Raw genomic sequence first — 16,015 nt, 5'->3', positions numbered from 1 at the left:
TAGGGCATGCGCTTCGCGTCCCCTGCGCTCGCATGCCTCGCCCTTCTCCTCCCCGCGTGCGGCTCCCGCGCCGATTCCCAGCCTCTCGTCATCGACCCGCTCCCCCCGCGCCGCGGTCGCTCCTCCGCGACCGTGGCCGCATCCGCATCCGCATCCGCGCCTGCCTCCGCCGCGGACGCGGAGCCCGCGCCCGTGCCCGATCCCGAGGCCGCGCGCCTCTTCCTCGAACACTACGCCGCGCCTGCGCTCCCGCTCCTCCCCGACGTTCGTCCCTCGCGTGTCCTCGGGCTCGCCTTCGAGGGGTCGGTGCGCGGCGAGACGGCGGGCATGTCCGCGGAAGGAGCGCGGTTCGGCGCGACGCTCGCCGAGGGACAACGCGCGTGGGTGCCCGTCTCGTATCCGGTCGGCGCGTGCGTCACCGTCGTCGCGCAGGGCGGCCTCGGCGTCGTCGAGGTCGACGTCTTCCTCACCACGGGCGAGCCCGCGCCCATGCGTATCGTTGCACAGGACGCGCGCACGGGGCCGACCGCCGTCATCGGCGGCAAGGACGACTGCTTCTCCTTCTTCGAGCCCTTCATCGGCAACCTCTCGGTCACCGTGCGCAAGGGCTCCGGCATGGTGCTCGTGCAGCAGTTCCGACCGGTCACCCGCGAGCGTTGAGACGAGACGATTTCACGCAACTCGCGCCGCGCGCTGTCGATGGACGCGTGTGTCTCCCTCGATCGTCCTCGCGCCCGACGCGCTCACCTATCCCGCCGTCCTCCGCGCCCTCGCCACCCCCGAGCGCGCCCCGCCGACCTTGTACCTGCGCGGCGTCCTTCCCTCCTTGCCCGGCGTCGCCGTCGTCGGCCGTCGCGCAGCCAGCGCCGAGGCGCGCGCTTTCACACGCGTGCTCGTTCGCGACCTCGTCTCCGCCGGTTTCGCCATCTGGTCCGGCGGCGCGTTCGGCATCGATGCGGCTGCACACGAAGCTGCGCTCGAGGCCAGCGGGCGCACCGTCGTCGTCACGGGCGCCGGGCTCGACTGCCCGTATCCGCTCGAACACGTGCCTCTCTTCGATCGTGTCCTCGCCGCGGGCGGCGCGTTGCTCTCGCGCTTGCCCGATACGAGCCCCCCGCGCCCTCAGCATTTCCTCGCGCGAAACCACGTCCTTGTGGCGCTCACGCTCGCGACCGTCGTCGTCGAGGCGGGCCTCAAGAGCGGCGCTCGTTCGGCGGCTGCGGCGGCGCGCAAGCTCGGTCGTCCGCTCGGCGTCGTTCCGCATCCTCCGTGGTCCGAGGCTGGCGCGGGCTGCGCCGAGGAGCTAGCCATGGGGGCCCGCGCCGTCACTTGCATGGCGGACGTCCTCGGCGTCGTGGGTCACGGCCCTTCTCCTCGCAAACGACGCGCGGAGACGGAGCCGAGGCCCTCCGCTCGGGACCTCCCCCTCCCCTTCGAGGGGAGCTTCGACCCTCTCGAAAAGGCCGTTTTTGGTGCTTTGAGGGACACCCCTACGCACCTTGACGTGATCTGCGATACGGTCGGAGCACCTCTTCCTGCGGTCGCTGGGGCGCTCTTGACGTTGACACTACAGGCCGTAGTAGTAGAGGGCCCCGCCGGCTCCTACCGGCGGGGTAAGCGCTAGATGGGCCCACCTGCTCGTTGTTGAGCCGAGCGGGCCCCCTGGGTTTTCCCCTCGTCCTCACGCAATTTTGCTCGATCAGAAGGTGGTGATGGCCAAGACGCTCGTCATCGTGGAGTCGCCGGCCAAGGCGAAGACGATCAAGAAGTACCTCGGCTCGGGGTACGACGTCGTCGCCTCCAAGGGGCATTTGAAGGATTTGCCCAAGAACCAGAACGCCGTCGACGTCGCGAACGACTTCACCGAGAAGTACGAGGTCATCGTCGGGAAGGAGAAAGTCCTCCAGGAGCTGAAGGACGCCGCCAAGAAGGTGGACGCGGTGCTCCTGGCGACCGACCCTGATCGCGAGGGCGAGGCGATCGCTTGGCACATCCTCGAGGAGATCCAGGACGACAAGCTCCGGGTCGAGCGCGTGGAGTTCCACGAGATCACGAAGAAGGGCGTCGACCACGGCGTCCAGCACCCGCGGCCGCTCGACATCAACCTCTACGACGCCCAGCGCGCTCGCCGCGTGCTCGATCGCATCGTGGGCTACGACGTCTCGGCGCTCGTCTGGTCGAAGCTCGCGTTCGGCCTTTCGGCCGGCCGCGTGCAGTCGGTCGCGCTGCGCCTGATCGTCGACCGTGAGCGCGAGGTCGACGCGTTCGTCCCCGAGGAGTACTGGAACGTCTCGGTCGGCCTCTCGGCGCCGAGCGGCGCGCCCTTCGTGGCGAAGCTCGCCGCGGCCGAGGGCGAGAAGATCGAGGTGACGAACGGCGAGACGGCGGCCCTCGTGCGCGCCGATCTGGAGAGCGCGAACTGCAAGGTTGCGAAGGTCACGCGCCGCGAGCAGAAGCGCAACCCGCCCGCGCCGTACACGACCTCGAAGCTCCAGCAGGACGCGACGAACAGCCTGCACTTCGGCACGAAGCGCACGATGCAGGTCGCGCAGGGGCTCTACGAGGGCGTCGACCTCAAGCAGGACGGCGGCCCGGTCGGCCTCATCACCTACATCCGTACCGACTCGACGCGCGTCAGCGACGACGCCATCACCGAGGTGCGCCAGGCGATCGAGAAGCGGTACGGCAAGTCGTTCGTCCCCGACAAACCGAACGTCTACAAGTCCAAGAAGAACGCGCAGGACGCGCACGAAGCGATCCGGCCGACGGACGTCAACATCCACCCGGATTCCGTCAAGAAGCACCTCAAGGACGAGCAGTACAAGCTGTACAAGCTCATCTGGAACCGCTTCGTCGCCTCGCAGATGACGCCCGCCGTCTACGACCGCACGACGGTCGAGATCCAGGCCCAGCCGACGCGCGGCGATGCGTCGCGCGCCTCGTACATGCTCCGCTCGACGGGGCGCGTGCTCAAGGACAAGGGCTGGCTCGAGGTCACCGAGGGGCAGCGTGATTTCGCGGGCGAGGAAGAGGCCGCGGCGGACGGCGGCGAGGCCCCGGAGCCCACGGCAGCGGCGAAGGCCGCGCCGGTCGAGGAGGACAGCGACGCGCTCCTGCCCGAGATGAACGAGGGGGACGTGATCCGCATGGTCACGCCGCCCGGCGTGCTGACGGAGCAGAAGTTCACGCAGCCGCCGCCGCGTTACAACGAAGGCTCGCTCGTGCGTGAGCTCGAGAAGCGCGGCATCGGTCGGCCGTCGACGTACGCCGAGATCATCAGCAAGGTGCAGCAGCGCGCGTACGTGGAGAAGCTGCCCGGCGGCGCGTTCCAGCCGACGCAGCTCGGCAAGTTCGTGGTCGAGGGCCTCGTGCGCTCGAACCTCGACTTCATGGATCCGAACTTCACCGCGCAGATGGAGGAGGAGCTCGACGAGGTCGGCGCCGGCAAGATCAAGCGCGAGCAGCTCCTCAAGCGCTTCTACAAGCGCTTCCGCCAGCAGCTCGAGCCGGCGAAGAAGCTCGCCTCGTGGAAGCCGCCGTCGGAGAAGACGGGCATCCCCTGCGAGGAGTGCGGCGAAGGGGAGATGATCAAGAAGTGGGGCAAGAACGGCTACTTCTTGAGCTGCAGCCGTTACCCCAAGTGCAAGGCCACGCGCGACCTGTCGAACACCGCGCAGGCCGTGCGCGAGACGGACATCACCTGCGACAAGTGCAGCAAGCCCATGGTGATCCGCACCGGACGGTTCGGTGATTTCCTCTCCTGCACGGGGTATCCGGGCTGCAAGAACGCGCGCCCCGTGCCCCTCGGCGTCGCCTGTCCGCAGTGCGGCGGCGACCTCATCGAGGTCCGGCCGCGCAAGAAGGGCGGGCGCACGTTCTACGGCTGCTCGAACTTCAACGCCGAGCAGAAGTGCGACTTCAAGCTCTGGGCGAAGCCCATCGCCACCCCGTGCCCCACCTGCGGCGCCAAGTTCCTGACGCGCACGGCCGGCAAGAAGCCGATGCTCGTCTGCGCGACGAAGGACTGCGGCTTCAAGCAAGAGGTGCCCGAGGAGGACGAGGCGGGCCTCGCCGGCGCCGCGCCGGACGGCGCCGCCGGTGACGAGGGCGAAGGCGGGTCGGCGGAAGCCGGCGCGGCGCCCGAGCCGAAGCCCGCGCCGAAGGCCAAGGTCGAGCCGAAGCCCGCGCCGAAAGCCGAGGCGAAGCCCAAGGCCGCGGCAAAGACGGCCGAGAAGAAGGGCGCCACCAAGACGCCGTCGAAGTCGAAGAGCAACGGCCGAGCCTCGGCCTAATCACCCCCCCCTCGATCCTCCCTCCCCAAAGGCGCGCCTGCTCGTCCAGGTGCGCCTCCGCCCCCGACACCATGACCGAAGCTCGCTCCCACGACGTCACCATCGTCGGCGCCGGACTTGCCGGCTGTGAAGCCGCCTTCCAGCTCGCCGAACGCGGCCACCACGTGCGCTTGCTCGAAATGAAGCCCGCGCGCCGCACGCCCGCGCAGACGAGCGATTTTTTCGCCGAGCTCGTCTGCTCGAACTCACTGCGCGGCGCCGCGCTCGCGAACGCCGTCGGCTTGCTCAAGGAGGAGCTCCGCCGGGCCGGTTCGCTCCTCATGCGCGTCGCCGATCGAACGTCCGTGCCCGCGGGCGGCGCGCTCGCCGTGGACCGTGAGCGCTTCGGCGCCGAGATGACGTCGACCATGCGCGAGCACCCGCGCATCACGGTCGAGACGGGCGAGGTCACCGAGATCCCTCGCGAGCGTCCCGTCATCCTCGCGACGGGTCCGCTGACGGCGGACGCGCTCGCCTCGTCGATCGCCGAGGCCGTCGGCACGAAGCACCTCGCCTACTACGACGCGATCGCGCCCATCCTGAGCGCCGACTCGATCAACTGGTCGAAGGTGTGGAAGCAGTCGCGCTGGGGCAAGGGCACGTCCGAGCGCGCCCAGGAGCCCGGCCGCAAGCTGATGGCCGAGGACGCCGAGGAGAGCGGCGACGAGGCGTACGTCAACTGCCCGTTCGACGAGGAGCAGTACCGCGCGTTCGTCGCGGCGCTCGTTGCGGCGGAGAAGGTCGCGCCGCGCGAGTTCGAGGACGTGCGTTACTTCGAGGGATGCTTGCCTTGTGAGGTCATGGCCGAGCGCGGCGAGCGCACGCTCGCGTACGGGCCGATGAAGCCCGTCGGGCTCGTCGATCCGCGCACGGGAAGGCGGCCGCACGCCGTGATCCAGCTCCGGGCCGAGGACGTGGCCGCGACGGCGTACAACATGGTGGGTTTTCAGACCCGCATGAAGTACCCCGAGCAGCTCCGTGTCTTCCGGATGGTCCCGGGCCTCGAAGAGGCGGAGTTTCTGCGGTTCGGCTCGGTGCATCGCAACACGTTCGTCGACGCGCCGCGCGTGCTCGGCCCGGGGATGGAGATGCAGCGGATGCCGGGCGTCTTCCTCGCGGGGCAGGTCGCGGGCGTCGAGGGCTACGTGGAGAGCGCGGCGGCGGGGTTTGTCTGCGCGGTGCTCCTCGCGCAACGGCTCGCGGGCAAACCTCTCGCGCCGCCGCCGAAGACGACGGCGCTCGGCGGCATCCTCACGCATCTCGGCCGCGAACAGCCCTCGTATCAGCCTTCGAACATCACGTGGGCGCACCTGCCGCCGCTCGAAGGCACGAAGTCGAGGCTCACGAAGCGCGCGCGGTACGAGGCGATGGCCGAGCGCGCGCTCGCCGATCTCGATCCCTGGAAAAACTCGGCCCTCTGATCACGCGCGCGTCGCGTCCGGGCATACGCGCGTTTGGCGTGGGCGTATGCGTGTATCGTCCGGGCATATCATCGTTTTTCCTGGGCATATTCGCGCCCTTCGACAGGGGCGAACCGCGCATCGATCCCCTAGCCGAAAAACCAAGGGATTTCCGAAGAGTCGCGGGTTCATCCGGGAAATACCGTCGGGGCTCTGGCATTCTACGTCCGGCGATCCGGAAGCTCCTGAATCGATAACACTGTCGCGACCGACAGACAGGCGGCGACGAGCCGCGTAATGTCCTCTCTCGTCGCGGTTGCGGCGAACAGGAAATGCGCGAGGTGGCGCGTTTCTGCGCACTTCGGCGCGTCTTGGCGGGCATTCATCGCCCCGGACGGCCATCGCGGCATTTTCCTGGAGGGGACATCGATGTTGAACGTGGAGCAGGCGATTGCCGAGGTCGCGAGCGTGTATCAATCGCTCACCGGTCGCGCCATCAAGCCGGGTCGTTACGAGCTTCCGCCGGAGGTGGATCCGGCCTCCCATGCCGAGAGCCATTATCGGCAGTTCAAGGCGCTCCTCGAGCAGAAGGCGCGCGTCTCGACGGACCCGCGCGGCAAGGGGGCGGAGCCACCGCTCCCGCCTCCGGTCGACGTCGTCGAGCTCGAGCGCGAGGTGCGCGTGATGGTGGACGTCCCCGGATGCGCGCGCGAGCAGATCGCCGTGTCGGTGACCGGCGACGCACTCACGATTCGCGGCGAGCGCGGGGCTCCGCGTTCCGTGGCGGGAATGATGCGGCTGGAAGAGCGGCGCAAGGGGCCGATCCTCCGGACGATCGCGCTGCCGCCGCGGGCGCGGCGCGAGGGGATCGAGGCGACGCTGCGCGACGGCGTCCTCACGATCGTGATTCCCACGGACGGCCAGGGGAACGACGCGACCGAGATCCCGATCGACGTGAAATGAGTTTTCGGGTGCGGCGCATGTGCGGTTCCCGCACCCGGTAAGGATTTCTGGCGCTCCGCGCTGGAAAGGTAGTGCCGCGTCGGGGCATAGGGCCCCGAGGCGGTGATAGTGCACGAGCCCTGATTCAGGGGGGTATGACCATGGATTCCAAGACCTACGAGATCAACAACCTCCGCGTCCTCAACGATTACCTCGCCCAGACGATCGAGGTGCTGGCGCGCACGCAGCGGATCGGCCTGAACCGCGACTTCAACCGCGACATGCCCGGTCTCTCGCATACCCAGTTCGGCGCGACCCCCTTCGGCGTGCCCGTGCAGGGAATCGATCCGCGGACCGTGGATTACACGGGCGGCCTCGGGCACTCGCCGTACGGCGTGTATCCGTCGTACAACTACGCCATGCAGTCGGTCCCGGCGTGGACGAGCCAGCAGCACCTCGGCGGCCTGCCGACGAGCATCGACCCGTTCTTCGCGCAGCGAAGCGGCCTGAGCCACTCGACAGCCACGCCGTGGACGGGGTGGAACCCCTTCACGGCCGAGATCGTGCGTCAGCGCGAGATCGCTCGTCAACAGTACGAGGCGATGTGCCGCGCTTGCGGCTTCTGATCGGAAGCCATTGAAGCGGGAGACGGGCCGCTCGCCGGCCGGTCTCCCGGCGCGCCTCCACGCGCAGCTGGGTCTGGGTCGCCGTCACCGTTCGCGGGACGGCGGCCGAGGCCCATTTTGGCTTTGTCGCCGCGATCGCGCCTTTGCGTCGCCGCACGCCCCGGGGCGAAATCCCTCAAACCAGCTCGGGAAACATCGCTTCGAGGACCTCGTCGAGCGTCCGCGCGAAGACGACCATGTGCTCGGCGATCTTGCGCGGTACCCGCTCGGCGTGCGTCACGTCGTCCCGATTCTGCGCGGGGAGCACGATTCGCGAGAGGCGACGCTCGTAGGCGCCCTCGATTTTCGCGTCGACATCGCCGATGCGGGCGAGCGACAGGACGTCGTGCGCGTCGCAGATGACGGCGCCGGAGAAGGCGACGTCGCTCGGCGCCGAGAGCCCGAGCATCACGCTCGCGAAGGCGACGGCGATGGGCAGGCCGGCGCTGTCGCCGGACGAGGGCTCGTCGTCTTTCGTGAAACGGAGGAGAAAGCGGCGGTCGTCGAGCTCGGGATCGACACGGTGGGGATACCGAGATCGGACGAAGGCGCGCACGGCCTGGAAGATGGAGACCGCGCGGGTGCGGAGGTCCGGCGCGACCGAGCCGAGGACGTCCTTTTCGTCGAGGCCACCGTGGCCCCGCTTCGTGCGACGGCTATCGGCCCATAATTCGTGAATCACGCCGCGCACGTCGCCGCCGCGTCGCCATGCGGCGGCGGCGAGCACGTAGGGGCGCGGCGTGCGCGCGGCTTCCGTGAGGGCGTGCGCGTGGGACTCGTATCGTGCTTTCGCGTCGAGCTCGTCTCGCGCCTCGGCCACGCGCGCGAGCGAGAGCACGGCCGCGCGATCCACCGGATGCGCTTTGCGCCGCGCCTGCAGCACCGACACCGCCTCCGCGAGCCGCTCCGGGGACCCCAGAGCCTCCCGCGCGTCTTCTGCGCTCGCATCGTCGTGCCCGAGCAGCCGTGCGAGCGCCGCGGCATCCGGCCGATCGAGCCCCGCGACCCCGCGCCGCCGCGCCAAACGCGCGCGCGCGTGCTCCCCGAGCGCTTCGAGCGCATCCGCGAGGTAAAGCAAATCGACCGCGGTGGTTTGTCCTTCTTTGTCGAGCTCCGCGTACATCGCCTCCGCGCGTGCCGCATCGCCGGTCCAGAGTGCCAGCGCGGCGGCGCGCCTGCGGTGCTCGGGGCGCTTGCGATTCCGGATCCGATCGAAGAGGTGTTGCACGGCCCGATGCCCGAAAGGCAAAACGGACAAACCCTCCGGCGGCACGTACACGGCCGGCAGCGCGCGCGCGGCCTCCCGGAGCGAGAGCACGTGCATGCGGCGGCGAAAGACTTCCAGGTAGCGCGCCTCGAACAGCTCGGCGAGGCGCGTATGGCCGAGCTTGCCCACGAGCCGCGCGATACGCCGGAGAAGCGTCGGGCGTCGCGTGACGAGGTAGGCATATCGCACGGCCCTTAGCGCGCGGCGGATTCGCTCGGGGGTTCCCTCTCGTTCGTAGAGGAGCGATAGGCAGAGCAATCGCTCCACGTCGCTCGCGAGCCCCGGCTCGTCGGCGAGGCGCTCCAGCGTGGTGATCGCGCCCCGCACGTCCTGCGCCTGTTCCAGCAAAAAAGCGCGCTCCAGCATCGCGAGCTTGTACACGCCGCGCGCCTCGGTGCGCGCGCGCGCCGCCACACGATCCACGATGCGCAGCGCCCCCTGCAAATTGCCCCCGAAGGCCACACGAAACGCGTGCTCGAGCTCGGACAGACCCGTGAAGGGCCCCGCCTCGGGCGCGACGTGCGGCGCGCGGGCCGATGGCGATTCTTCTCGCATGCTCGCTTCGAAGAGCCGCCCGAGCGTGGCCAGCGCCGAGGGTTCACCGCCGGCGCGGGCCGCCATTTCGGTGTGCAGCGTGATGGCCGCGCCGAGCTCGCCGCGCGCGTGGTGAATCGCCGCGAGCAGCCCCAGGGCCGCCTCGTCGTCCGGCGCGAGCGCGAGCGCCGCGTGCGCCTCCACCTCGGCGCGATCCGACAGGCGCGCCTCGAACGACAGGCGCGCCACCACGATATGCGCCTCGGCGCGCCGCCGCAGCTCGTTGCGTGTGCGCCGCGGCGGATCCACGAGCTCCATTTCGAGCAGATGGCCGAGCTGGCGCAACAGCTCGTCGTCGAGGCCTTCGGCGGCCAGGGCGGCGTCGAGCTCTCCTCGCTCGCCGGTCTCCGAAGGGGGCCCGGCTGCCTGGTGTTTGTCGCGCGACATCCCGCTTTCAGCGCTCGCGGCTCGCCACGGACGCGCCGCTCACGCCGTATGCATCCTGGGCCCTGAGGGCACCTTCCGGGGCTCGCCTCCGCGCTCGGCCCCGCGCGGCTTTTCGAGGGCGCGATCGATCGCGGAGAGGAGCGCTTGTTCCGACGAACCCTTGGGCACCCACCCCACGCCGAGCTGGGCGAGCCGCTCCTCGAGGGCGCGTGAAATGGGCCCGCTCGTGACCACGGCCGGCACGCCGAGCGAGGCCGCGTCGAGGATCAGGCGAAAGCCACCCTGAGAATGCCCGGACAACCCCAGGTCGGCGACGACGAGATCGGGGTGCCGCACGAGGAGGGCTTCGAGCGCGGTGGGTACGCAGGTGGCTTCGAGGGCGACCGCGGGCGCGTATTTCTCGACGAGGAGCGCGCCGATGAGGCGCCTGCGTGTCGCGTCGTCGTCGGCCACGAGGATACGCCGCACGTCTTTTGTCGAGCCTTCGCGGTTCTTGGAAAGTCCCGGTCGGATACCAGAAGCAGAACGCATGGCCCCCCCTGCGAGCTTGCCGGAGGCCGAGTACGCCACGTACCAGGCCCCCTTGCCATCAGGGGGCACGGTCAAGGGAGGTCGGGGCGAGCCCGAGTGGCTAGGACGGTGATTGGGCGGAACACGCCCATACTGCATTTAGGAGACGATGGCCGCCAGGAGGGGCGTCACGGCGTGCCGGATGTTGGCTTCGAGATCCGCTTCGTTCGGCGGCCGCAGCTCCTGGAACAGCGCCGCCTCGGCCCTCTGCATGGCCGCGACGAGTGCCGGCGCCTCTTCAGGTTCGCGTCGCACCGTCCCGCGTCCGAGGGCTCGCAGCAGCGTGCCTTTGGCTCCCGGCTCCACCGTCCGAACATCGCCCGCCCCGCTCACCACCACGCAGTGCAGCGTCGCCCCTTGCTCCGCGGTCGCGCCCTGCTCCCTGCGCACCGATTGCCGAACCAGGACGAGCACCCCGAACGTACCCTCGTGGGGCCTCGGTTCGTCTTCGGGCCAGCGCACGTGCGCCGCTCCCGTGAGCGCCGTCGGGAACGCCTGTGCGCGCAGCGCCTTCGCTACCGCGGCCACGTTCAGGCCGAACCGCTCGGCTTTGGTCCCGTCGTCCCGCGTCACCGGCATCCCGCCGTGGTCACCACACGCGTAGAGCGTCCCCTCGATCGATAACACCTCGGCCGTTTGCGACGCCTCGACCACCTCCTCGTCCTGCCTGAGGAACCGGAGCGACGAGAACCCCTCGGCTGTCGTCGCGCCGAGATACGTCCGGGAGAATGTCGCGAGGTCACTCCACGTCGCCTCCCCGGGATCGAGCGCACGAATCTGCTTTTGCTGTTGTGAATAACGATCGTGGAATCGTTTCCACTGGTGATATCCCTCGGTCACGAGCGTCGTGAGGCGCGCCTGCTCGTCCGGAGAGAGAGGGCCCACCGGACCCTGGCCGAGGATGTCCGATAGCTCCTCCGGGGGCACAAGTGACATCACCCGCCCGAAGAGCGCCTCGAAGCGGTCCTCGGTGCCCATCGTTTTCGCGATGATGCGCAGCTTCTGGCGGGCGTAATCGTAGGTATCCACCTCCCGGCTGTCCTTCACGACCAGCGTATCGACGAGGATGGTCCGCCTGGAAAGGAATCGGTGAACGCGGCCGATGCGCTGCTCGAGCTCCATCGGGTTCCAGGGCACGTCGAGGTGCACCAGCCGGCGCGCGACCTGCAGGTTCAAGCCCTCGCCGCCCGCGCGCGACGAGACCAGGTATTGCGGGCCGCTCTCCTGACAGAATCGTTCGACCTCGGCGGCGCGCTCTTCTTCGGACTGGCCACCGAGGATGAGCGCGGGGCGCTCGCCGGTGCGCCGCTCGAGATAGGCCGCCACGGCGGTCACGGTCTCGATCGGCTGCGCGAAAAGGACGACCTTCTCGTCGCCCGCAGGCGCGAGGATTTTCTCGTACAAGCGATTCCATTTGGCGTCGCCCGTGGCGCGGAGCAGCCTCACGCCGTCCTCGAGCAGCTCGCTCAGGTGCCCGAGGTCCGGGCGCCATTTCGCCTCGTCCGAGAGGTCTTCGATGTCCTCGACGTCTGCGTCCTCGATCTGTTGCCGCACCTCCCCAGCGATGCGGGCGAAGAGCTCGCGCGTGGGCTCGGAAGCGGAGCCCCGGCGATAGGGCCGGATGGCTGCGAGCGCCGCTTCGAGCCCGGGGAGCGTCTCGGGCTTGCAGTTCGCGCGTACGGCCTGACGCACCAGATACCCGAGGCCCGCCTGCACGCTCGACGTGGCCCATTGCAGCGCTTGCCCCGCGCGCCAGCCCGCCGCGCGGCGCTGCGCCGAGTTGTCTCCTCGCTCCGCGCGGCCGGGCTCGAAGAACCGGTGGATCTCCGTGAGCCAATGCTGGTGGTCGCGGCCGAGATCCACGACGCACACAGGGTTCACCTGCCGGCTCGGGAAGAGCGGCTGGTCGTCCCAGTCGCGCACGTCCTCTTTGGTCCGGTAAATGACGCGCCCGGCGAGCTGCGACTCGGGCTCCTTTTTCGCGCGCAGCAATCGCAGGAGGTTCTGGAAGCGGTCGCCGTGCCCCTGGTGAGGCGTGCCACTCATGAGCAGAAGGCGACCCTTCTCGCTGAGCCGCTCGGCCAGCCTCTCCACGAGCTTGTATTGCGCCACCGGACTTCCGCCGCCGGGCGCCCAATCCGAGAGGTGGTGACACTCGTCGACCACGATCATGTCCCAGGGGGGTGCAGCGAGGACCTCGTCGATGCGGCCTTTGTGGCATGCGCGGTGGATGCTGGCGACGACATGAGGGTCCGTGAGCTTGGCGTCCCGGTCCGCGCTGGCGATCCAGAGGCGGAAGGAGGAGAGGCCAAGCTTTTCAAACTCGCTCCGCACGTTGCGCACGAGGCGCGCGGGAGAAAGGTAGAGGACACGAGCGCCGGGGTTCTGGGCGAGGACCTGCTTGATGAGCAGCCCTGCCTCCACCGTCTTGCCGAGGCCTACCTCGTCGGCGAGCAGCACACGCCGGAGCGAAGGTTGTTGCAGGATGTGCTGCACGACGCTCGCCTGGTGCGCGAGCGTCACGATCGCCTGCGCCTCGAGCCTTCGTTGCGGATCCTCGACGATGAGGAACCACGCGAGCAGCCGGGCCAGGCTGCGTCGGGTCATCGCCATCCAGCTATCGTCCGGTTTTTCGGCGAGCAGCGCCGCGGGCGTGGGAACGGCACGAACGCGCCGCGACTCGATCTGCAAAACCGGGTCGAAACGGTCGGCCCGAGAAAGATCGCCGTCCGCCCAGAACCGGCCCGGCGGGCGCAGGAGGTCGAGGTCCTCGAAGCCGAACTCGTCGCGCCGGCTGAGCAGGGCCCAGGTCTGGCCTTCCTCCTGCCTGCGGAAGAGAACGCGCAGGCCCGTCACGCGTCCCCCCGGGGGACCTCGGCGAGGATCGCCTCGATTTCTTCGAGAACACGGCGGCGCTTCTGCGCGTCGCTCCTGCGGACGCCGTCCTCGTGCGATTGCACGATCGCGTCACGCGCAGCCTCCAGCGGGTTTCGATACACGGAGAGCCGCTCGCCGATCTCCTGCTGGACCTCCTTGTAGTTGCTCAAGAGGACCTTCGTGGCGACGGGCCGCGCCCCCTCCACGACGGTCTCGGCCAGCTCGTCGCGGAAATGGTCCAGGATTCGCTGCTTGACGCCGGGCCCGACGTCCTTCTTTTCCTCGACGAACTTCTCGCAACTCTGGCGCACCTTCTTGATGAGCTTCCCGTGGAGCTCGTTGCGCACCTTGTTCTTCAGGTCGTCCACCGCGTCCTTGCCGACCGTGGCGAGCTCCTTCGTCTGCGCGTCGAGGCTCTCGTGCAGCGCCTCGACGATACGCGGCTTCACGCGGGCCTCTTGTCCGCGTGCCCACGCGACCACCTCGCCGACCATCCCCACGTAATCCGCGCCGAGCTCCTTGGTGCGCTTCCGCAGCTCCGTGAGGATGTGTTTCGACCATACCGACGCCACGGGTTCTTCGAATCGCGTGGCCAGATGATTCGGCAGGTCGACGTGCTTGCCGCTCCGGGTCTCGTGGGCGCCGCCTTTACGCACCGTCGCCCGAAGCGTGGCCCAATGCATGTCCCCGAGCGTGCGGAGTTGCTTTCCTATGTCGACCTGCGCAGCCAAGGCCGCCTCCGCTATCCGCGCTTCGATCTCCTTCGGGATGCTCTCGCGGAGGAACTCGCGGAACGCGCCTTGGCGCGCGTCGAGCTCGCGCTGCTTGGGCGCGAGAAACGTCTCGAGCTCCTCGCGGAGCTCCTGCGCCTCCTTCTCCGCACGCGCGTTCTCCTCCCATTGCGCCCGCACGAGGTCGATCACCGTGAACACGCGCTTCTGGAAGTCGGCCGCGGCGGCCTTCGCGCGCTCCTTGCGGAGACCCCGATGGTCCTTGGCCACCTTCTGCAGCGACGTCACGAGCTCCGGCATCCGCGACTCTTCTGCGCTCTTGATGCGGGGCGGCGCCTCGTCGTCGTCCTTCTTGAAGAGCCGGTACTGCGGGGCCGAGACGGCGTGCACCTGCATCGTCTCGAGGATCCGGGCCACGGCCTCACGTCGCTCGTCGATGGTCGCCTGCGGACCGTCGGCGACGAGCTTGTCGAGCTGCGCCCGCATCTGCTGCTGCGCGAGGTGCACCGCGCGCTCGCAGTTCTCGCGGAAATGCACGTTCCATTTGCGAGCCGTCTCCGGGTCGACGGACTTCTCTTGCAGCCAGTCGCTTTCGGCGATCTCGTCGACCTTCACCACGGCCACGGAGAGCGAGGCGAGCTTCGCGCTCGGGTCGTGGCTGTCGTGCAGCATGCGCGCGAGAAAACCCGTCGAGCGCAGCAGCTCGGCGCTGGCCTCCGTCACACCGCGGTTGCCGACGACCAGGACCACGGCCTGCGCGTGCGTGCGGACCCACTCCGACGTCACCTTGCGGTACTCGTCGTTCGCCACCCCCACGCCCGGCAGATCGACGAGCACGAGCCCGCCCCGGAGGGCCTCGCTGTTCCAGCCGACCTCGAGGCTCTTGATGAGGGGAGCGAGGAAGCCGGAGGCGTGTTCGCGCAGCTCGGCGAGAAAACCCTTCCGGTCGCCGTCGGCGCGCCGTTCGCGGTGGACGCCGTCCCCCGTCGCGACCCGGAGGCACTGCCGGATCCGCTCGATGCGTGTCGCGTCCGCGTCCGCGATCGTGAGCCCGAAGCGTGGCTTCTGCCCGAGAGCCGCGCACAGGCCCTCGATGAGGTAGGGCAGATCGAGCTCGCCCTCCTGCCTGCCCTGGATGAGCAGGCGGACCTGCTTCTTGTACGCGTCGAGCTTGCCGTTCTCCGCGGGGGCGTCGGCCTCCTGGACGGGCAGGGCGGACTCGGCCTCCCGTCGGTCTTCCTCGTCGAGCTCTTGCCCGAGCTCCGCAGAGAGGCTCGCACGTTCGGCGCGCTTCTGCGCGAGCTCGTGCGTGCGGGCGAGGGCGAAGAGGATGCGGTTCAGCGCGGACTTCGAGAGGTAGGTGGCGCGGAAGTAGGGGTTTTCCGCGTAGCGTACAGCGGTCGCTTGGGCGGTGAGAGGACCGATACCCCCGTGAGGAAGGACGTTGACGTCCGGCGACACGATGGCGTTGAGGAGCGTGCTCTTGCCAACGCCCGCGTCGCCGAGGAAGCAGACGGCAACCTCGTCGTCGACGGAGCGTGAGAGCTTCTCGACGTCGGATTTGCGCTTGTCGATGGACTCGAGGCTCAGCGGTGCGTGCTGCTCGAGGAAGGGCCGAGCCTTCGTCGTGTACCAGGCGAGGAGTCGATCGATGTGCGGCTCGAGATCCGACATGAAGCGTCCTTTCGGGGGATGAGCACAAGACCAGGAGAACTGACGGCGAGGCTACCAAGGCCTGCCGTAGTTTTACAGGACGCATGTTCACGTGTTCTGTCGGATACCAGGTACCCTTCCGGAGGGCGGATCACGCCCAAAGGATGCATGTTGGAGACGCGTGCGCGCGACTTGGAGACGCGCGGACGCGTCTTGGAGACGCGCGCAGGCGTCTTGGAGACGCGCGCAGGCGACTTGGAGACGCGCGCAGGCGTCTTGGAGACGCGCGCAGGCGACTTGGAGACGCGCGCAGGCGACTTGGAGACGCGCGCAGGCGTCTTGGAGACGCGCGCAGGCGACTTGGAGACGCGCGCAGGCGACTTGGAGACGCGCGCAGGCGACTTGGAGACGTGCGCAGGCGACTTGGAGACGCGCGCAGGCGTCTTGGAGACGCGCGCAGGCGACTTGGAGACGTGCGCAGGCGACTTGGAGACGCGCGCAGGCGACTTGGAGACGTGCGCAGGCGACTTGGAGACGCGCGCAGGCGACTTGGAGGCGCGCGCAGGGGTGGTGCGGTAATTACCGCAGTCGGCGGTCA

General features: G+C 69.0%; 11 protein-coding genes. 7 read left to right on the top strand and 4 right to left on the bottom strand.

Translation table 11 applies throughout. From position 1 onward, the window contains the following. Positions 1-6 precede the first annotated feature (6 nt). From POL67_RS38935 to POL67_RS38910, 6 genes are all read left to right on the top strand, one after another. Positions 7-660 carry a hypothetical protein gene (locus POL67_RS38935; protein ID WP_271925801.1) on the top strand — a complete coding sequence of 218 codons (654 nt, stop codon included), beginning with the start codon at positions 7-9 and terminating at the stop codon, positions 658-660. Positions 661-709: 49 nt separating this feature from the next. Beyond that, positions 710-1,624 carry a DNA-processing protein DprA gene (locus tag POL67_RS53905; protein WP_271925799.1) on the top strand — a complete coding sequence of 305 codons (915 nt, stop codon included), beginning with the start codon at positions 710-712 and terminating at the stop codon, positions 1,622-1,624. 88 nt (positions 1,625-1,712) lie between these two features. Continuing rightward, entirely contained in the window at positions 1,713-4,292 is a 2,580-nt protein-coding gene (gene topA, locus POL67_RS38925; protein ID WP_271925797.1) for a type I DNA topoisomerase, read from the top strand. A 71-nt stretch (positions 4,293-4,363) separates the two neighbouring features. After that, positions 4,364-5,752, top strand: coding sequence for a methylenetetrahydrofolate--tRNA-(uracil(54)-C(5))-methyltransferase (FADH(2)-oxidizing) TrmFO (gene trmFO / locus POL67_RS38920; protein ID WP_271925795.1), 1,389 nt, complete (start codon positions 4,364-4,366; stop codon positions 5,750-5,752). 408 nt (positions 5,753-6,160) lie between these two features. Continuing rightward, positions 6,161-6,694, top strand: a complete 534-nt coding sequence (locus POL67_RS38915) for an Hsp20/alpha crystallin family protein (RefSeq protein ID WP_271925794.1) — start codon at positions 6,161-6,163, stop codon at positions 6,692-6,694. A gap of 140 nt (positions 6,695-6,834) precedes the next feature. Further along, positions 6,835-7,299 (top strand): hypothetical protein, encoded by a 465-nt coding sequence (locus POL67_RS38910; RefSeq protein WP_271925793.1) that lies wholly within the window; start codon positions 6,835-6,837, stop codon positions 7,297-7,299. A 175-nt stretch (positions 7,300-7,474) separates the two neighbouring features. Here the strand turns inward: POL67_RS38910 and POL67_RS38905 are convergent, their stop codons facing one another. The 4 genes from POL67_RS38905 to POL67_RS38890 all read right to left on the bottom strand — a co-directional run bounded on the left by POL67_RS38905 (position 7,475) and on the right by POL67_RS38890 (position 15,438). Continuing rightward, a complete protein-coding gene (locus POL67_RS38905) occupies positions 7,475-9,586 on the bottom strand; it encodes a S16 family serine protease (protein WP_271925792.1) in 2,112 nt (703 codons plus the stop codon). 39 nt (positions 9,587-9,625) lie between these two features. Next, positions 9,626-10,054, bottom strand: coding sequence for a DNA-binding transcriptional response regulator (locus tag POL67_RS38900; protein WP_271925790.1), 429 nt, complete (start codon positions 10,052-10,054; stop codon positions 9,626-9,628). A 201-nt stretch (positions 10,055-10,255) separates the two neighbouring features. Further along, positions 10,256-13,012 (bottom strand): helicase-related protein, encoded by a 2,757-nt coding sequence (locus POL67_RS38895; protein WP_271925788.1) that lies wholly within the window; start codon positions 13,010-13,012, stop codon positions 10,256-10,258. Continuing rightward, the gene (locus POL67_RS38890; RefSeq protein WP_271925786.1) at positions 13,009-15,438 is read right to left on the bottom strand and encodes a dynamin family protein; all 2,430 of its coding nucleotides are present in this window, start codon (positions 15,436-15,438) and stop codon (positions 13,009-13,011) included. The genes POL67_RS38895 and POL67_RS38890 overlap by 4 nt, the downstream gene beginning before the upstream one ends. A gap of 147 nt (positions 15,439-15,585) precedes the next feature. On the opposite strand from POL67_RS38890, the gene POL67_RS38885 reads away from it, so the two are divergent. Further along, positions 15,586-15,996, top strand: a complete 411-nt coding sequence (locus POL67_RS38885; protein WP_271925784.1) for a hypothetical protein — start codon at positions 15,586-15,588, stop codon at positions 15,994-15,996. The last annotated feature ends 19 nt before the right edge of the window (positions 15,997-16,015 follow it).

Origin of the sequence: Polyangium mundeleinium, assembly GCF_028369105.1 — a bacterium.
Classification (GTDB): Bacteria; Myxococcota_A; Polyangia; order Polyangiales; family Polyangiaceae; genus Polyangium; species Polyangium mundeleinium.
This window is presented reverse-complemented; position numbering and strand designations above follow the sequence as displayed.

Bases quoted from the DNA above. Each gene is read 5' to 3' on its own strand.
- POL67_RS38935 (WP_271925801.1), top strand. From the start codon at position 7: ATGCGCTTCGCGTCCCCTGCGCTCGCATGCCTCGCCCTTCTCCTCCCC.
- topA (WP_271925797.1), top strand. From the start codon at position 1,713: ATGGCCAAGACGCTCGTCATCGTGGAGTCGCCGGCCAAGGCGAAGACG.
- trmFO (WP_271925795.1), top strand. From the start codon at position 4,364: ATGACCGAAGCTCGCTCCCACGACGTCACCATCGTCGGCGCCGGACTT.
- POL67_RS38915 (WP_271925794.1), top strand. From the start codon at position 6,161: ATGTTGAACGTGGAGCAGGCGATTGCCGAGGTCGCGAGCGTGTATCAA.
- POL67_RS38910 (WP_271925793.1), top strand. From the start codon at position 6,835: ATGGATTCCAAGACCTACGAGATCAACAACCTCCGCGTCCTCAACGAT.
- POL67_RS38905 (WP_271925792.1), bottom strand. From the start codon at position 9,586: ATGTCGCGCGACAAACACCAGGCAGCCGGGCCCCCTTCGGAGACCGGC.
- POL67_RS38890 (WP_271925786.1), bottom strand. From the start codon at position 15,438: ATGTCGGATCTCGAGCCGCACATCGATCGACTCCTCGCCTGGTACACG.
- POL67_RS38885 (WP_271925784.1), top strand. From the start codon at position 15,586: ATGTTGGAGACGCGTGCGCGCGACTTGGAGACGCGCGGACGCGTCTTG.